Raw genomic sequence first — 16,486 nt, forward strand, 5'->3', positions numbered from 1 at the left:
ACAATCATTTGAAAATGAATAATAGAAAGTAATAATATGAACCATAAAATCGCAATTTTATCAGATATTCATGGCAATACAACTGCCCTAAAAGCAGTGATTGCAGATGCTAAAAACCAAGGAGTCAGTGAATACTGGCTTATGGGAGATATTTTTCTTCCCGGTCCCGGTGCAAATGACTTGGTCGCCCTGTTAAAGGATCTTCCTATCACAGCCAGTGTTCGAGGCAATTGGGATGATTGTGTCCTTGAGGCCTTGGATGGTGAATATGGTTTGGAACATCCACAAGAAATCCAGTCAATGCGAATGACCCAGTTTTTGATGGAGCGAATGGATCCTGCAACGATTGTCTGGCTACGAAGCTTGCCTTTGCTGGAAAAGAAAGAAGTTGAGGGATTGCGTTTTTCTCTCTCACATAATTTACCTGACAAAAATTATGGGGGTGACTTGTTGGTTGGGAATGATACAGAAAAATTTGACCAACTGCTAGATGAGGAAACGGACGTGGCAGTCTATGGTCATGTTCACAAGCAATTGCTTCGTTATGGAAGTCAGGGGCAACAAATCATCAATCCAGGTTCGATTGGTATGCCTTATTTTGATTGGGAGGCGTTAAAAAATCACCGTGCCCAGTATACCGTGATAGAAGTTGAAGATGGGGAATTAGTAAATATCCTATTTCGTAAAGTCGCTTATGACTATGAAGCGGAGTTAGAATTGGCCAAATCCAAGGGGCTTCCTTTTATCGAAATGTATGAAGAGCTACGACGAGAAGACAACTATCAGGGGCACAATCTGGAACTCTTAGCAAGCTTAATAGAAAAGCATGGGTATGTAGAAGATGTGAAGAATTTCTTGGAGGCTATAAAGTCAGAATATAAGATAGACTAGTTTCTTTAAGCCGCTGAAAAATAGTTGGAACTGGATGAGGGGAGTCCCTGATTTAAATGATGGGCTTCATTTTGTTTCTTATTTTTGTTGCAGTTTGTTTCTATGAAAAATCTCTGCAAGCTCTTTCAAAATATGGTAGAATGGAAGCAGTAGAATTAGAAAAGGAAATCGATTATGAAATTTCTTGAATTAAATAAAAAACGTCATGCGACTAAGCATTTCACTGATAAGCCAGTTGATCCAAAAGATGTGCGTACGGCTATCGAAATTGCGACCTTGGCACCAAGTGCCCACAACAGCCAGCCTTGGAAATTTGTAGTGGTGCGTGAGAAAAATGCCGAACTAGCAAAATTGGCCTACGGTTCAAACTTTGAACAGGTATCATCAGCGCCTGTAACTATTGCTTTGTTTACAGACACAGATTTGGCTAAACGTGCTCGCAAGATTGCCCGTGTTGGTGGAGCAAAGAACTTCTCAGAAGAACAACTTCAGTACTTTATGAAAAATCTTCCAGCAGAGTTTGCGCGTTACAATGAACAACAAATCAGTGACTACCTAGCCCTCAATGCTGGTTTGGTTGCTATGAACTTAGTCCTTGCATTGACTGACCAGGGAATCGGATCAAACATTATCCTTGGTTTTGACAAATCAAAAACCAATGAGGTTTTGGACATTGAAGACCGTTTCCGTCCAGAGCTCTTGATTACGGTGGGTTACACAGATGAGAAATTGGAACCAAGCTACCGCTTGCCAGTAGATGAAATCATCGAGAAAAGATAGAAAGAAGAAAAAATGACAGCAATTGATTTTACAGCAGAAGTAGAAAAACGCAAAGAAGACCTCTTGGCTGACTTGTTTAGCCTTTTGGAAATCAACTCAGAACGTGACGATAGCAAGGCGGACGCTCAGCATCCATTTGGTCCTGGGCCGGTAAAAGCCTTGGAAAAATTCCTTGAAATCGCAGACCGCGATGGCTACCCAACTAAAAATGTTGACAACTACGCAGGACATTTTGAGTTTGGTGATGGAGAAGAAGTTCTCGGAATCTTTGCCCACATGGACGTGGTGCCAGCTGGTAGCGGTTGGGACACAGACCCTTACACACCAACTATCAAAGACGGTCGCCTTTATGCGCGTGGGGCTTCGGACGACAAGGGTCCTACAACAGCTTGTTACTATGGCTTGAAAATCATCAAAGAATTGGGACTTCCAACTTCTAAGAAAGTTCGCTTCATCGTTGGAACGGACGAAGAATCAGGCTGGGCAGACATGGACTACTACTTCGAGCACGTAGGACTTGCGAAGCCAGACTTTGGTTTCTCTCCAGACGCTGAATTCCCTATCATCAATGGTGAAAAAGGAAATATCACGGAATACCTCCACTTTGCAGGTGAAAATACAGGTGCAGCCCGTCTTCACAGCTTTACAGGTGGTTTACGTGAAAATATGGTACCAGAATCAGCAACAGCAGTCGTTTCAGGTGGTTTGGCTGACTTGCAAGCTAAACTAGATGCCTTTGTTGCAGAACACAAACTCAGAGGAGAACTCCAAGAAGAAGCTGGCCAATACAAGGTGACGATCATTGGTAAATCAGCCCACGGTGCTATGCCTGCTTCAGGCATCAATGGTGCGACTTACCTAGCCCTATTCCTTAGCCAGTTTGACTTTGCTGGTCCAGCCAAAGACTACCTTGACATCGCTGGTAAAATTCTCTTGAACGACCATGAGGGTGAAAATCTCAAGATTGCTCATGTGGATGAAAAGATGGGTGCCCTTTCTATGAATGCTGGTGTCTTCCGCTTCGATGAAACAAGTGCTGACAATACCATTGCCCTTAATATCCGTTATCCAAAAGGAACAAGTCCAGAACAAATCAAGTCAATCCTTGAAAACTTGCCAGTTGCTTCTGTTAGCCTTTCTGAGCACGGTCACACGCCTCACTATGTGCCAATGGAAGATCCACTTGTTCAAACCTTGTTGAATGTTTATGAAAAACAAACTGGTCTTAAAGGTCACGAGCAAGTCATCGGCGGTGGAACCTTTGGTCGCTTGCTTGAGCGTGGGGTTGCTTACGGTGCTATGTTCCCAGACTCTATTGATACTATGCACCAAGCCAATGAATTTATCGCCTTGGACGATCTCTTCCGTGCAGCAGCAATTTATGCCGAAGCTATATATGAATTGATCAAATAAAACGATAGAAGTCTGAGATGTTGTGCTTGGACTTCTTTTTGGAGGGAAAATAGATGTCTCAAATCGAAAGAATCAAGCAGGCTATTATGGCAGATCCACAAAATGCTAGCTATACAGAGCGTGGCATTGAGCCTCTCTTTGCAGCGCCAAAAACTGCTCGCATCAATATCATCGGTCAGGCACCGGGACTTAAAACCCAAGAAGCAGGACTTTATTGGAAAGATAAAAGTGGTGACCGCTTGCGGGACTGGCTAGGTGTGGATGAAGATACCTTTTACAACTCAGGTTATTTCGCAGTTCTGCCCATGGATTTCTACTTTCCAGGGCATGGCAAGTCAGGTGACCTGCCACCGAGAATTGGCTTTGCAGAAAAATGGCATCCGCAGCTCTTGCAAGAATTACCAGATATTCAGTTAACCCTCTTGATTGGCCAGTATGCCCAAGCCTACTATTTACATGAAAAAATAAGTGGCAAGGTGACAGAACGGGTAAAACATTACCAGAACTATCTGCCAGACTATTTTCCATTGGTTCACCCCTCACCACGAAACCAAATCTGGATGGCCAAAAATCCTTGGTTTGAGGCAGAAGTAGTGCCAGACTTGAAAAAAAGAATTAAAACCATTTTATAGTCAATGAAAATCAAAGAGCAAACTAGGAAGCTAGCCGCAAGCTGTACTTGAGTACGGTAAGGCGACGCTGACGTGGTTTGAAGAGATTTTCGAAGAGTATTAGGAGAAAAAGAATGAAAGAAATAGCCTTTGACGTATTTTACCAGCTTTACCAAAATGACCAACTTTCTTTAGTGGACGTGAGAGAAGTGGATGAGTTTGAAGCTCTTCATTTAGAAGGTGCTCAGAATCTTCCTCTGAGTCAATTAGCTGATACTTATGATCAATTGGACAAGGACCAGTTACATTATGTTATTTGTAAATCTGGAATGAGATCAGCGCGTGCTTGCCAATTCTTATCAGAACAAGGTTATGAGGTTATCAATGTCCAAGGTGGCATGATGGCTTTTGAAGAACTTTAAACATTAGAATTTTCTCCTGCTTGGTGTGGACTGGGTAGGAGAATTTTATTTTTAGACAATTCTCATTTTTAAGAATCTTGAAAACATTCAATATTTACTTCGTGAAGCTTTTTTCATACTCCTATTCATGATATACTAGGTCAGTATTTTATAAATATGAAGGAGATTTTCATGGCTAAAAAAGGTGCCCTAACAGGTTTGCTCCTGTTTGGAATATTTTTTGGTGCGGGGAACTTGATTTTTCCGCCTTCTCTAGGTGCTCTATCTGGAGAACATTTTCTTCCTGCCATCGCAGGTTTTGTCTTTTCAGGTGTCGGTATCGCCGTCTTGACCCTTATTATTGGAACGCTAAATCCTAAAGGATATATCTACGAGATTTCAACAAAGATAGCGCCTTGGTTTGCGACTCTTTACCTCTCAGTTCTTTACTTGTCAATCGGTCCATTCTTTGCTATCCCACGTACAGCTACAACGGCTTACGAAGTAGGAATTAGCCCCCTTTTGTCGGATGCAAATAAAGGACTTGGATTGATTGTCTTTACGGTTCTGTATTTTGCAGCAGCCTATTTGATTTCGCTTAATCCATCAAAAATTTTGGACCGTATCGGCCGTATTTTAACGCCAGTCTTTGCGATTTTGATTGTCATCTTGGTTGTACTAGGAGCTTTCAAATATGGTGGGACAAGTCCTCAAGCTGCATCAGCTGCTTATCAAGCTTCTGCCTTTGGTACAGGTTTCCTAGAAGGTTACAATACCTTGGATGCTCTTGCCTCAGTTGCCTTCAGTGTAATCGCAGTTCAAACCTTGAAACAACTTGGATTTTCAAGTAAGAAAGAATACATTTCAACTATTTGGGTTGTTGGTATCGTTGTTGCCCTTGCCTTCAGCGCTCTTTACATCGGTTTAGGTTTCCTTGGAAATCATTTCCCAGTACCAGCTGAAGCGATGAAGGGTGGAACACCAGGTGTTTACATCTTGTCACAAGCCACTCAAGAAATCTTTGGCTCAACAGCCCAACTCTTCCTTGCAGCTATGGTTACCGTAACCTGCTTCACAACAACGGTTGGTTTGATTGTGTCAACAGCTGAGTTCTTTAATGAACGTTTCCCACAAATCAGTTACAAGGTTTATGCGACAGCCTTTACCTTGATTGGATTTGCCATTGCTAATTTGGGTCTTGATGCGATTATCAAGTACTCAATTCCAGTACTGGTTATCTTGTACCCAATCACCATTGCTATCGTTATGATTGTCATTGTCAACAAATTTGTAGCTCTTTCAAAACCAGGTATGCAGTTGACAATTGCTGTTGTTACAGCCATTGCCATTGCAAGCGTACTAGGAAGCTCATTTAAAGTTGAGTTTCTTGCAAACCTTGTCAATGCTCTTCCTTTTGCCAAGGCATCACTTCCATGGTTAGTACCAGCCATTGTCGGGATCTTGCTCTCATTGGTTCTACCAAACAAGCAAGAAAGCGATGTTTTTGAAATGGAATAATCATTAAAATCACTTTTGTAGCTAAGTCTACAGGAGTGATTTTCTTTTTTTATCCGATGATAAATGTGTTATAATAGGTAGCAAAAGAGGTGAAGAAATGAATCAAACAGTAGAATATATCAAAGAACTGACAGCCATCGCATCGCCAACGGGTTTTACTCGTGATATTGCGGACTATTTAGTCAAGACTCTAGAAGGTTTTGGTTACCAGCCGGTTCGCACAGCCAAGGGCGGTGTCAATGTGACCATCAAAGGTCAAAATGATGAAGAGCATCGCTATGTGACTGCCCATGTAGATACGCTGGGTGCTATTGTCCGTGCTGTCAAACCAGACGGCCGTCTCAAAATGGACCGTATCGGTGGCTTTCCTTGGAACATGATTGAAGGAGAAAACTGTACCGTTCATGTGGCTAGCACAGGTGAAAAAATATCAGGAACCATCCTCATCCACCAAACTTCTTGCCATGTCTATAAGGATGCAGGAACTGCAGAACGCACGCAGGACAATATGGAAGTGCGTTTGGACGCCAAAGTAACTAGTGAAAAAGAAACTCGTGCCTTGGGGATTGAGGTTGGTGATTTTATCAGTTTTGACCCCCGAACTGTCGTAACAGAGACAGGTTTTATCAAGTCTCGTCATTTGGACGATAAGGTCAGTGCAGCAATTTTGCTCAATCTCCTTCGTATTTATAAGGAAGAGAAGGTTGAGTTGCCTGTAACAACCCATTTTGCTTTTTCAGTCTTTGAAGAAGTGGGCCACGGTGCTAATTCTAATATTCCTGCTCAGGTAGTCGAATATCTGGCTGTGGATATGGGAGCCATGGGCGATGACCAGCAGACAGACGAATATACTGTTTCTATCTGTGTCAAGGATGCTTCAGGGCCTTATCACTATGACTTTCGTCAACACTTAGTTGCCTTGGCGAAAGAACAAGATATTCCATTTAAGCTGGACATCTATCCATTTTATGGTTCGGACGCTTCAGCGGCTATGTCTGCAGGTGCAGAGGTCAAACACGCCCTTCTGGGTGCTGGTATCGAGTCTAGTCATTCTTATGAGCGCAGTCATATTGACTCAGTAGTCGCAACAGAGCGTATGGTCGATGCCTATCTTAAGAGTGCATTGGTAGACTAATATGTGCCATATTTGCCAGAGAATTGAGCTCATCAAGAAGGGAAAAAATCCCTATTTTGTCAAAGAGTTGGAAACAGGCTATCTTGTCATTGGGGATCACCAGTATTTTGCAGGCTATAGTCTCTTTCTAGCTAAGGAGCACGTCACGGAATTGCACCATTTAAAAAAGGAGACAAGACTCCGTTTTCTAGAGGAAATGAGTCTAGTCCAAGAGGCAGTTGCCAAGGCCTTTGCTGCTGAGAAAATGAATATCGAACTTCTAGGCAATGGCGATGCCCACCTTCATTGGCATCTTTTCCCTAGACGAAGAGGTGATATGAATGGTCACTGTCTCAAAGGACGTGGTCCAGTTTGGTGGGTTCCTTTTGAAGAAATGACAGCAGAAACCTGCCAAGCAAATCCGGATGAGATTAAACAATTAGTTAAACGTTTATCGATAGAAGTAGATAAACTATTAGAAATAAAGGAGTAGAAATGAAAAAAAGATACCTTGTCTTGACAGCCTTGCTAGCCTTGAGTCTAGCAGCTTGTTCACAAGAAAAAGCAAAAAATGAAGATGGAGCAGCTAAAACAGAACAAACAGCCAAAGCTGATGGAACAGTTGGAAGTAAGTCTCAAGGGGCTGCCCAGAAAAAAGCAGAAGTGGTCAACAAAGGTGATTACTACAGTATCCAAGGGAAATACGATGAAATCATCGTAGCAAATAAACATTATCCTTTGTCAAAAGACTATAATCCAGGGGAAAATCCAACAGCCAAGGCTGAGTTGGTCAAACTCATCAAAGCTATGCAAGAGGCAGGCTTCCCAATTAGCGACCATTACAGTGGTTTTAGAAGTTATGAAACTCAGACCAAACTCTATCAAGATTATGTCAACCAAGATGGGAAGGCAGCGGCTGACCGTTACTCTGCCCGACCTGGTTATAGTGAACACCAAACAGGCTTGGCCTTTGATGTGATTGGGACGAATGGAGATTTGGTAACAGAAGAAAAAGCAGCCCAATGGCTTTTGGACCATGCAGCTGATTATGGATTTGTTGTCCGTTATCTCAAAGGTAAAGAAAAGGAAACAGGCTATATGGCTGAAGAATGGCATCTTCGTTATGTCGGAAAAGAAGCTAAAGAAATTGCTGCAAGTGGTCTCAGTTTGGAAGAATACTATGGCTTTGAAGGCGGAGATTATGTCGATTAAAAAATTAACTTTTCTCTTGCAATTTCAGATAAATAGTGTATAATAGATGAGTATGTGTAAAGCATACTTGTGGGAGGTAAAAATCTTTAATTACCGCCAAAACCACAAAGGAGGATTTAAAAATGGCTAAAAAAGTCGAAAAACTTGTAAAATTGCAAATCCCTGCTGGTAAAGCTACACCAGCTCCACCGGTTGGACCTGCTCTTGGTCAAGCTGGTATCAACATCATGGGATTCACAAAAGAGTTCAACGCTCGTACAGCTGACCAAGCTGGTATGATCATTCCAGTTGTTATCTCAGTTTACGAAGATAAATCATTTACTTTCATCACTAAAACACCACCAGCTGCTGTTCTTTTGAAAAAAGCTGCAGGTGTTGAAAAAGGATCAGGTACACCTAACAAAACTAAAGTTGCTACAGTTACTCGTGCACAAGTACAAGAAATTGCAGAAACTAAGATGCCAGATTTGAACGCAGCAAACATTGAGTCTGCAATGCGTATGATCGAAGGTACTGCTCGTTCTATGGGATTCACTGTTGTTGACTAATCAATAACACAGTAGAAAATCTCACAGCAGTCTATTAGTTGCTTTTCATACTAGGCAAGTGACTGAAGCTTGTACTTGGGTACAGCAAGGGAGCTTAACGAAGTAGGAAAAGAATCTAATAGACTGAAAACCCGCAAGACTTCATCATTTCGAGGAGTGACGTGGGAGATGAAAATCGATTGAACCACTTACAAGGAGAATAGAAAATGGCTAAAAAAAGCAAACAACTTCGTGCTGCTCTTGAGAAAATCGACAGCACAAAAGCATACAGCGTAGAAGAAGCTGTAGCACTTGCAAAAGAAACTAACTTTGCAAAATTTGACGCAACTGTAGAAGTTGCTTACAACTTGAACATCGACGTTAAAAAAGCTGACCAACAAATCCGTGGAGCAATGGTATTGCCAAACGGTACTGGTAAAACTTCACGCGTTCTTGTTTTCGCACGTGGTGCAAAAGCTGAAGAAGCAAAAGCTGCTGGTGCAGACTTTGTTGGTGAAGATGACCTTGTTGCTAAAATCAACGACGGTTGGTTGGACTTCGACGTAGTTATCGCTACACCTGACATGATGGCTCTTGTTGGACGTCTTGGACGTGTCCTTGGACCACGTAACTTGATGCCAAACCCTAAAACTGGTACTGTAACAATGGATGTTGCTAAAGCAGTTGAAGAGTCTAAAGGTGGTAAAATCACTTACCGTGCTGACCGTGCAGGTAACGTTCAAGCAATCATCGGTAAAGTATCATTTGAAGCTGAAAAATTGGTTGAAAACTTCAAAGCATTCAACGAAACAATCCAAAAAGCAAAACCAGCTACAGCTAAAGGAACTTACGTAACAAACTTGACTATCACAACTACTCAAGGTGTTGGTATCAAAGTTGACGTAAACTCACTTTAATCAGTAGTTTATATCAGGGAACGAGTACGAAAGTACTCGTTTTTTAGGTACTATGGGCATTCCGTTCATCTGAGGTGTAAGTCCTCTGTGGATACCATATACTAGTAAACCCAAAAGTGATTCCCAAGCCTGACTATTGTGAGTAGCTGATCGAGCGGCATTAGGATAGACTGTTTAAGTCTGACGCTGGAAATAAGAATCGGCAGAGAAAGAGATAGAGAAATCTTGGCTATACGAATAGGCACGTGATAGTAAAGCGTATATAGCGGATAAGGAGGCTAGCAACTCTAAAGTACAAATATGTAGTCGTAACCTATATGCGTATACTACGTGAGCAATTGAATTCGAACTAGAGAGTTAATTAATAGATTTATGCTATAATCATGGCAGATTGTATGCGTTTGATTATAGTTCATCAAAAACTAGATTAGAATTGTTAGATAATATCATTTTATGTTATAATGAAGAAAAAACAGAGGTGTTCAAATGTCAGAAGCAGGTCATAAGTTTTTAGCAAAATTGGGGAAAAAACGCTTACGTCCAGGTGGAAAACGAGCCACAGATTGGTTAATTGCAGAAGGAGGATTTTCAAAAGAAAAGAGAATTCTAGAGGTTGCGTGTAATAGGGGAACTACAGCAATTGAGTTAGCACAGCGTTTTGGTTGTAAGATAACTGCTGTTGATATGGATGCTCAAGCTTTAGAAGTGGCTAAAAAATCTGCTGAAACGGCAGGTGTTGCTCATTTAATCAGTTTTGAAAGAGCTAATGCAATGAAACTTCCTTATGAAGATGCTAGTTTTGATATTGTTATAAATGAAGCTATGCTGACTATGCAAGCCGATCAAGCTAAGAAAAAATGTGTAATGGAGTATCTAAGGGTTTTAAAACCTGAAGGTCTTCTTTTGACACATGATGTGCTTCTTAAGGAAGCTAAAGAGTCTGTCAGACAGGAATTATCACAAGCAATTCATGTAAATGTAGGTCCCTTAACTCAAGATGGTTGGGAGCAAGTGATGATAGAATCAGGTTATTGTGATGTGAAAGTATTGACTGGTGAAATGACGTTAATGAAATTATCGGGTATGATTTATGACGAAGGTTGGCTAGGAACCTTGAAAATTTGTGTAAATGCTTGTAAAAAGGAGAATAGAAAGCAGTTTTTAACTATGTATAAAATGTTTGCTAAGAATAAAAAGAACTTGGGTTTTATTGCGATGGCTAGTCATAAATCGTCAAATCGTTAGATAATCATTGAAGTTAACTTTTCCTTTTTTCTTTCTTAAAAAATATGCTATAATAGAGAGTAAAAACTTTGAAAGAAAGAAAAAGATGAATTTAAAAGATTACATTGCAACAATTGAAAATTATCCGAAGGAAGGAATTACCTTCCGTGATATTAGTCCTTTGATGGCTGATGGAAATGCTTATAGCTACGCTGTTCGTGAAATTGTTCAGTATGCTACTGACAAGAAAATCGACATGATAGTGGGACCTGAGGCTCGTGGTTTTATCGTGGGCTGCCCAGTTGCCTTTGAGTTGGGAATTGGTTTTGCACCTGTTCGTAAGCCAGGTAAATTGCCACGCGAAGTCATTTCTGCTGACTATGAAAAAGAGTACGGTGTTGATACCTTGACTATGCATGCTGACGCTATTAAGCCAGGTCAACGTGTTCTTATCGTAGATGACCTCTTGGCAACAGGTGGAACTGTTAAGGCAACCATCGAGATGATTGAAAAACTTGGTGGTGTTGTAGCAGGTTGTGCCTTCCTTGTTGAATTGGATGACTTGAACGGCCGTGAAAAAATCGGTGACTACGATTACAAAGTTTTGATGCATTATTAATGAAAAACAGTCCCTAGGGCTGTTTTCTCTACATTAGGATATAAAAATAGACTATAGCTAGTTAGAGAAAAACTATAATTGAAAACTATATCTTCTTGCAGTATAATAAAAGGACTAAGTGTTTGAGATTTAGTTTCATACTCAATGAAAATCAAAGAGCAAACTAGGAAACTAGCCGCAGGCTGTACTTGAGTACGGCAAGGCAACGTTGACGCGGTTTGAATTTGATTTTCGAAGAGTTTCAAACATATGCAATGATTCCTGAAAGAGTACAGTTAGGAGAGGGTTATGCCAATTCGAATTGATAAAAAATTGCCAGCTGTTGAGATTTTACGGACAGAGAACATCTTTGTCATGGATGATCAACGTGCGGCCCACCAAGATATCCGTCCTTTGAAGATTTTAATTTTAAATCTCATGCCACAGAAAATGGTCACAGAAACCCAGTTGTTGCGTCATTTGGCCAATACGCCCTTGCAACTGGATATCGATTTTCTCTATATGGAGAGCCACCGTTCTAAAACAACTCGTTCAGAGCACATGGAGACCTTTTATAAAACTTTTCCTGAAGTCAAGGATGAGTATTTTGATGGGATGATTATTACAGGAGCTCCAGTTGAGCATTTACCATTTGAGGAAGTGGATTACTGGGAGGAATTCAGTCAGGTTCTTGAGTGGTCCAAGACCCATGTCTATTCGACCCTTCATATTTGTTGGGGTGCTCAGGCGGGACTCTATCTGCGTTATGGGGTTGAAAAATACCAGATGGATAGTAAGTTATCGGGTATCTATCCTCAGGATACTTTAAAAGAAGGGCACCTTCTCTTTAGAGGCTTTGACGATAGCTATGTATCCCCTCATTCTCGTCACACGGAGATTTCTAAGGAAGAGGTCTTAAACAAAACCAATCTCGAGATTTTATCAGAAGGGCCACAGGTTGGGGTTTCGATTTTAGCTAGTCGTGATTTACGAGAAATTTATAGTTTTGGGCATTTGGAATATGACCGTGATACCTTGGCAAAAGAGTATTTTCGAGATCGTGACGCAGGTTTAGACCCACATATTCCAGAAAATTACTTTAAGGATGATGATGTCAATCAGACGCCTTGTCTTTGTTGGTCTTCATCAGCAGCTCTCTTTTTCAGTAACTGGGTGAATTATGCGGTCTATCAGGAAACCCCTTTTGACTGGAGAAAAATAGAAGATGATGCATCTGCATTTGGGTATTTATAAGAGGAATTATGACATATTTAGACGCTTTTAAATCAGGGAACTTGGTTTTACCGAGTGCCCTGCTCTTGCATTTTAAGGAACTCTTTCCTTCTAGCGACGATTTTCTGGTCTGGCAATTTTTCTATTTGCAAAATACGACAGGTTTGGATGAAATGTCGCCAAGTCAGATTGCTGAAAGGATTGGTAAGGAAATTTCGGATGTCAACCAAGCCATTTCCAACTTGACAGAGAGGGGACTCCTTCAGTACCGTACTATCGAACTGAATGGCGAAATTGAATTGCTCTTTGATGCTAGTTTGGCCTTAGAACGCTTGGATGACTTGCTTGGAGCAGTTCATTCAAGTTCAGACCAGTTGACACCTCAAAATCAGCTCAAGGATTTGGTGGAAACCTTCCAGCAGGAGTTGGGACGCTTGTTGACCCCTTTTGAGATTGAGGATTTGACAAAGACGCTAAAGGAAGATGGAACTAGTGCTGGCTTGATTAAGGAAGCTCTTCGTGAAGCTGTTTTGAATGGTAAACCAAACTGGAAGTACATTCAGGCGATTTTGAGAAACTGGCGCCATGAAGGTATTAAAAGTGTGGCTCAAGTGGAGGCTAAACGAGCAGAGAGAAAAGCAAGTAATCCTCAGTTGACACAGGTATCGGCAGATTTCAGAAATGCCATGGATCTCTGGAAGGATTAATCCTTGGAAGCAGGCTTGAAATCCGAGTAAGATTTGCAAGCTGTGTCTAATTGTGATAAAATAAATAGAAAATAAATTGAAAAAAGAGGTATGTGAAATGTCACGTAAACCATTTATCGCTGGTAACTGGAAAATGAACAAAAATCCAGAAGAAGCTAAAGCATTCGTTGAAGCAGTTGCATCAAAACTTCCTTCATCAGATCTTGTTGAAGCAGGTATCGCAGCTCCAGCTCTTGATTTGACAACTGTTCTTGCTGCTGCAAAAGGTTCAAACCTTAAAGTTGCTGCTCAAAACTGCTACTTTGAAAATGCAGGTGCTTTCACTGGTGAAACAAGCCCACAAGTTTTGAAAGAAATCGGTACTGACTACGTTGTTATCGGTCACTCAGAACGCCGTGACTACTTCCATGAAACTGACGAAGATATCAACAAAAAAGCAAAAGCAATCTTTGCAAACGGTATGCTTCCAATCATCTGTTGTGGTGAGTCACTTGAAACTTACGAAGCTGGCAAAGCTGCTGAGTTTGTAGGTGCTCAAGTATCGGCTGCATTGGCTGGATTGACTGCTGAACAAGTTGCTGCATCAGTTATCGCTTACGAACCAATCTGGGCTATCGGTACTGGTAAATCAGCTTCACAAGACGACGCACAAAAAATGTGTAAAGTTGTTCGTGATGTTGTAGCTGCTGATTTTGGTCAAGAAGTTGCGGACAAAGTTCGTGTTCAATACGGTGGTTCTGTTAAACCTGAAAACGTTGCTTCATACATGGCTTGCCCAGACGTTGACGGTGCCCTTGTTGGTGGTGCGTCACTTGAAGCTGAAAGCTTCTTGGCATTGCTTGACTTTGTAAAATAATCGACTCTTTATCAACATTATTGGGTTGAAGAAAAGCTAAAATCGAGAAAGGACAAATATCGTCCTTTCTTTTTTGCTATTAAAGAGGCTAATGTAGACCATTTTATTCGAACTCTTCCTGGTGGTTATAACATGGAGATGAACCAAGACTCCAGCAATATTTCCCTCGGGCAAAAACAACTGTTGACCATCGCACTTGCTATTTTAGCTAATCCTAAAATTCTTATTTTGGATGAAGCGACTTCCTCTATTGATACCCGTTTGGAACTCTTGATTCAAAAAGCTATGAAACGGTTGATGAAAGGAAGGACAAGCTTTGTCATCGCCTACTGTCTCTAGACCATTCAAGAAGCGAATAAGATTCTCGTTCTTAAGGATGGACAGATTATTGAGCAGGGAAATCACGAAAGTGTACTCCAAGCGAAAGGTTTTTTATTATGATCTTTACCATAGCCAATTTTCAAGTAAATCTTATAAAGTGAGCTAATCAGAACTAACTAAACTTTTCTTAAATTATCAGTCTATTGCAACTTTTCTCATGTAAGTCATTTGGCTTGCTATTGGTTTTTCTTAGTAGTATACTAAGGGAGTAAACACTAAGAAGTGGTTACAAATAATAATGAATGAGGTAAACTAAAATGGTAGAATTGAAAAAAGAAGCAGTAAAAGACGTAACATCATTGACAAAAGCAGCGCCAGTAGCATTGGCAAAAACAAAGGAAGTATTGAACCAAGCTGTTGCTGATTTGTATGTAGCTCACGTTGCTTTGCACCAAGTGCACTGGTACATGCGTGGCCGTGGTTTTCTTGTATGGCATCCAAAAATGGATGAGTACATGGAAGCTCTTGATGGTCAATTGGATGAAATCAGCGAACGCTTGATTACACTTGGTGGTAGCCCATTCTCTACATTGACAGAATTCCTTCAAAACAGTGAAATCGAAGAAGAAGCTGGTGAATACCGTAATGTTGAAGAAAGCTTGGAACGTGTCCTTGCTATCTACCGTTACTTGTCAGAACTCTTCCAAAAAGGTTTGGATGTTACTGATGAAGAAGGTGACGATGTGACAAACGGTATCTTTACAGATGCTAAAACTGAAACTGATAAAACAATCTGGATGCTTGCCGCAGAACTTGGACAAGCACCTGGTTTGTAAGATAAATGCATCCCTTTCTATCATGAGTTTCTGTATCACTACTCATGATAAACTATCTTTTAAAAATCATGTAGCAGACAAAGTTACATGATTTTTTCTTTGTTTCTCCGGCGACTCATTTGTCAAAATGCTGATTTTAGGGTATAATAGTTGCTGTTCGAGAAATTTTGATTTTCAAAGAATAGTGAATGATGATAAGGAGAAACCATGAACAACCTACCAAATTGCCTAAAATGTAACTCAGAGTATGTCTACGAAGACGGTGCCCTACTGGTTTGCCCAGAGTGTGCTCATGAGTGGAATCCTGCTGAAGTTGCAGATGTAGAAGAGGGTATTGTCGCTATCGATGCCAACGGGAATAAATTGGCTGACGGTGATACTGTAACCCTCATCAAGGATTTGAAAGTAAAAGGTGCGCCAAAAGATTTGAAACAAGGGACGCGCGTGAAAAATATCCGCATCGTAGAAGGCGACCACAATATCGACTGTAAAATCGATGGCTTTGGTGCCATGAAACTCAAATCAGAGTTTGTGAAGAAAATTTAAGCATGTCAAAACACTATAAACTGGTATTTTATAGCCGTATCTTCTTGTTTCTAGCGGCTTTTACGGGAGTTTATCTTGAAATCGCCAAGCATGGTGGATTTGGGATGTTGCTCTATTATACGGTTCTGTCCAACCTTTTAGTAGCGATTTTTACGCTCTATCTCCTAAAGGTTATGAGCCGTTTAGGTGAAAACTGGCAAAGACCAAGTCTTTTGCGTCTAAAAGGTGGGGTCACCATGAGTATCATGATTACCTGTGTGATTTACCATTTCCTCTTGGCGCCCATTGCGACCAATTTCTATACTCTAGAAAATTTCCTTTGCCACTATATCGTTCCCCTCTGGTTTTTAGCAGATACCCTCTTGTTTGATAAACAGGGTCAATACAAAATATGGGATCCAGTTGTGTGGACGATTTTACCCTTGCTTTATATGATTTTTTCTCTTTTTAATGGCTTGGTACTGAAACTTGAAGTTCCTAATTCTAAGGTCAGTCCTTTCCCTTACTTCTTTTTGAATGTAAATAAGGGTTGGGATGTCGTGTTCAAGTGGTGTCTGATTATCTTTGTTGCCTATATGGTGGCAGGATTTATCTTCTACTTTATCAAGCAAATCAAGAGAAAGTCATCCTAATACTCTTCGAAAATCAAATTCAAACCACGTCAGCTTCGCCTTGCCGTACTCAAGTACAGCCTGCGGCTAGCTTCCTAGTTTGCTCTTTGATTTTCATTGAGTATAAGACACAAGGGATTCATTTTCGAGTTTAAGAAGGAGTCTATACA

Annotated in this window: 19 protein-coding genes and 1 pseudogene; all 20 read left to right on the forward strand. The window is 40.9% G+C overall.

What is annotated here, in order from left to right:
- The first annotated feature begins 36 nt into the window (after positions 1–36).
- Entirely contained in the window at positions 37–891 is an 855-nt protein-coding gene (locus B7697_RS06960) for a metallophosphoesterase family protein (RefSeq protein WP_084950983.1), read from the forward strand.
- Positions 892–1,065: 174 nt separating this feature from the next.
- Entirely contained in the window at positions 1,066–1,671 is a 606-nt protein-coding gene (locus B7697_RS06965; RefSeq protein WP_084950985.1) for a nitroreductase family protein, read from the forward strand.
- 12 nt (positions 1,672–1,683) lie between these two features.
- Entirely contained in the window at positions 1,684–3,084 is a 1,401-nt protein-coding gene (pepV, locus tag B7697_RS06970; protein WP_084950987.1) for a dipeptidase PepV, read from the forward strand.
- 53 nt (positions 3,085–3,137) lie between these two features.
- The gene (locus B7697_RS06975) at positions 3,138–3,716 is read left to right on the forward strand and encodes a uracil-DNA glycosylase family protein (protein WP_084950989.1); all 579 of its coding nucleotides are present in this window, start codon (positions 3,138–3,140) and stop codon (positions 3,714–3,716) included.
- Positions 3,717–3,829: 113 nt separating this feature from the next.
- Complete coding sequence (locus tag B7697_RS06985; protein ID WP_084950991.1) at positions 3,830–4,117, forward strand: rhodanese-like domain-containing protein; 288 nt, start codon at positions 3,830–3,832, stop codon at positions 4,115–4,117.
- 171 nt (positions 4,118–4,288) lie between these two features.
- The gene (gene brnQ / locus B7697_RS06990) at positions 4,289–5,614 is read left to right on the forward strand and encodes a branched-chain amino acid transport system II carrier protein (protein ID WP_001074581.1); all 1,326 of its coding nucleotides are present in this window, start codon (positions 4,289–4,291) and stop codon (positions 5,612–5,614) included.
- Positions 5,615–5,711: 97 nt separating this feature from the next.
- On the forward strand, positions 5,712–6,749 hold the full coding sequence (locus B7697_RS06995) for a M42 family metallopeptidase (protein WP_084950993.1): 1,038 nt from the start codon (positions 5,712–5,714) through the stop codon (positions 6,747–6,749).
- Between the two features lies 1 nt (position 6,750).
- The gene (locus B7697_RS07000; RefSeq protein WP_084950995.1) at positions 6,751–7,221 is read left to right on the forward strand and encodes an HIT family protein; all 471 of its coding nucleotides are present in this window, start codon (positions 6,751–6,753) and stop codon (positions 7,219–7,221) included.
- Between the two features lie 2 nt (positions 7,222–7,223).
- On the forward strand, positions 7,224–7,940 hold the full coding sequence (ldcB, locus tag B7697_RS07005) for an LD-carboxypeptidase LdcB/DacB (protein WP_049544831.1): 717 nt from the start codon (positions 7,224–7,226) through the stop codon (positions 7,938–7,940).
- Between the two features lie 122 nt (positions 7,941–8,062).
- The gene (gene rplK, locus B7697_RS07010; RefSeq protein WP_001085806.1) at positions 8,063–8,488 is read left to right on the forward strand and encodes a 50S ribosomal protein L11; all 426 of its coding nucleotides are present in this window, start codon (positions 8,063–8,065) and stop codon (positions 8,486–8,488) included.
- Between the two features lie 206 nt (positions 8,489–8,694).
- Positions 8,695–9,384, forward strand: a complete 690-nt coding sequence (gene rplA, locus B7697_RS07015; protein ID WP_001085675.1) for a 50S ribosomal protein L1 — start codon at positions 8,695–8,697, stop codon at positions 9,382–9,384.
- A gap of 486 nt (positions 9,385–9,870) precedes the next feature.
- On the forward strand, positions 9,871–10,629 hold the full coding sequence (locus B7697_RS07020; RefSeq protein ID WP_084950997.1) for a class I SAM-dependent methyltransferase: 759 nt from the start codon (positions 9,871–9,873) through the stop codon (positions 10,627–10,629).
- A gap of 85 nt (positions 10,630–10,714) precedes the next feature.
- Positions 10,715–11,227 (forward strand): adenine phosphoribosyltransferase, encoded by a 513-nt coding sequence (locus tag B7697_RS07025; RefSeq protein WP_020902089.1) that lies wholly within the window; start codon positions 10,715–10,717, stop codon positions 11,225–11,227.
- Positions 11,228–11,515: 288 nt separating this feature from the next.
- Positions 11,516–12,460, forward strand: a complete 945-nt coding sequence (metA, locus tag B7697_RS07035) for a homoserine O-acetyltransferase MetA (protein WP_049544343.1) — start codon at positions 11,516–11,518, stop codon at positions 12,458–12,460.
- Positions 12,461–12,468: 8 nt separating this feature from the next.
- The gene (locus tag B7697_RS07040) at positions 12,469–13,146 is read left to right on the forward strand and encodes a DnaD domain-containing protein (RefSeq protein ID WP_084951000.1); all 678 of its coding nucleotides are present in this window, start codon (positions 12,469–12,471) and stop codon (positions 13,144–13,146) included.
- A 97-nt stretch (positions 13,147–13,243) separates the two neighbouring features.
- Complete coding sequence (tpiA, locus tag B7697_RS07045; RefSeq protein ID WP_000087893.1) at positions 13,244–14,002, forward strand: triose-phosphate isomerase; 759 nt, start codon at positions 13,244–13,246, stop codon at positions 14,000–14,002.
- 72 nt (positions 14,003–14,074) lie between these two features.
- Positions 14,075–14,489: pseudogene (locus B7697_RS07050) on the forward strand (ATP-binding cassette domain-containing protein); the annotation flags it as partial.
- 151 nt (positions 14,490–14,640) lie between these two features.
- Positions 14,641–15,159, forward strand: coding sequence for a Dps family protein (locus tag B7697_RS07055; RefSeq protein WP_000229882.1), 519 nt, complete (start codon positions 14,641–14,643; stop codon positions 15,157–15,159).
- Positions 15,160–15,366: 207 nt separating this feature from the next.
- Entirely contained in the window at positions 15,367–15,705 is a 339-nt protein-coding gene (locus B7697_RS07060; protein WP_084951002.1) for a zinc ribbon domain-containing protein YjdM, read from the forward strand.
- Between the two features lie 2 nt (positions 15,706–15,707).
- Complete coding sequence (locus B7697_RS07065; protein ID WP_084951003.1) at positions 15,708–16,337, forward strand: Pr6Pr family membrane protein; 630 nt, start codon at positions 15,708–15,710, stop codon at positions 16,335–16,337.
- Positions 16,338–16,486 lie beyond the last annotated feature (149 nt).

The organism is Streptococcus mitis (assembly GCF_002096895.1).
GTDB classification, from domain to species: Bacteria; Bacillota; Bacilli; order Lactobacillales; family Streptococcaceae; genus Streptococcus; species Streptococcus mitis_AH.

Bases quoted from the DNA above. Each gene is read 5' to 3' on its own strand.
- B7697_RS06960 (WP_084950983.1), top strand. From the start codon at position 37: ATGAACCATAAAATCGCAATTTTATCAGATATTCATGGCAATACAACT.
- B7697_RS06965 (WP_084950985.1), top strand. From the start codon at position 1,066: ATGAAATTTCTTGAATTAAATAAAAAACGTCATGCGACTAAGCATTTC.
- pepV (WP_084950987.1), top strand. From the start codon at position 1,684: ATGACAGCAATTGATTTTACAGCAGAAGTAGAAAAACGCAAAGAAGAC.
- B7697_RS06975 (WP_084950989.1), top strand. From the start codon at position 3,138: ATGTCTCAAATCGAAAGAATCAAGCAGGCTATTATGGCAGATCCACAA.
- B7697_RS06985 (WP_084950991.1), top strand. From the start codon at position 3,830: ATGAAAGAAATAGCCTTTGACGTATTTTACCAGCTTTACCAAAATGAC.
- brnQ (WP_001074581.1), top strand. From the start codon at position 4,289: ATGGCTAAAAAAGGTGCCCTAACAGGTTTGCTCCTGTTTGGAATATTT.
- B7697_RS06995 (WP_084950993.1), top strand. From the start codon at position 5,712: ATGAATCAAACAGTAGAATATATCAAAGAACTGACAGCCATCGCATCG.
- B7697_RS07000 (WP_084950995.1), top strand. From the start codon at position 6,751: ATGTGCCATATTTGCCAGAGAATTGAGCTCATCAAGAAGGGAAAAAAT.
- ldcB (WP_049544831.1), top strand. From the start codon at position 7,224: ATGAAAAAAAGATACCTTGTCTTGACAGCCTTGCTAGCCTTGAGTCTA.
- rplK (WP_001085806.1), top strand. From the start codon at position 8,063: ATGGCTAAAAAAGTCGAAAAACTTGTAAAATTGCAAATCCCTGCTGGT.
- rplA (WP_001085675.1), top strand. From the start codon at position 8,695: ATGGCTAAAAAAAGCAAACAACTTCGTGCTGCTCTTGAGAAAATCGAC.
- B7697_RS07020 (WP_084950997.1), top strand. From the start codon at position 9,871: ATGTCAGAAGCAGGTCATAAGTTTTTAGCAAAATTGGGGAAAAAACGC.
- B7697_RS07025 (WP_020902089.1), top strand. From the start codon at position 10,715: ATGAATTTAAAAGATTACATTGCAACAATTGAAAATTATCCGAAGGAA.
- metA (WP_049544343.1), top strand. From the start codon at position 11,516: ATGCCAATTCGAATTGATAAAAAATTGCCAGCTGTTGAGATTTTACGG.
- B7697_RS07040 (WP_084951000.1), top strand. From the start codon at position 12,469: ATGACATATTTAGACGCTTTTAAATCAGGGAACTTGGTTTTACCGAGT.
- tpiA (WP_000087893.1), top strand. From the start codon at position 13,244: ATGTCACGTAAACCATTTATCGCTGGTAACTGGAAAATGAACAAAAAT.
- B7697_RS07055 (WP_000229882.1), top strand. From the start codon at position 14,641: ATGGTAGAATTGAAAAAAGAAGCAGTAAAAGACGTAACATCATTGACA.
- B7697_RS07060 (WP_084951002.1), top strand. From the start codon at position 15,367: ATGAACAACCTACCAAATTGCCTAAAATGTAACTCAGAGTATGTCTAC.
- B7697_RS07065 (WP_084951003.1), top strand. From the start codon at position 15,708: ATGTCAAAACACTATAAACTGGTATTTTATAGCCGTATCTTCTTGTTT.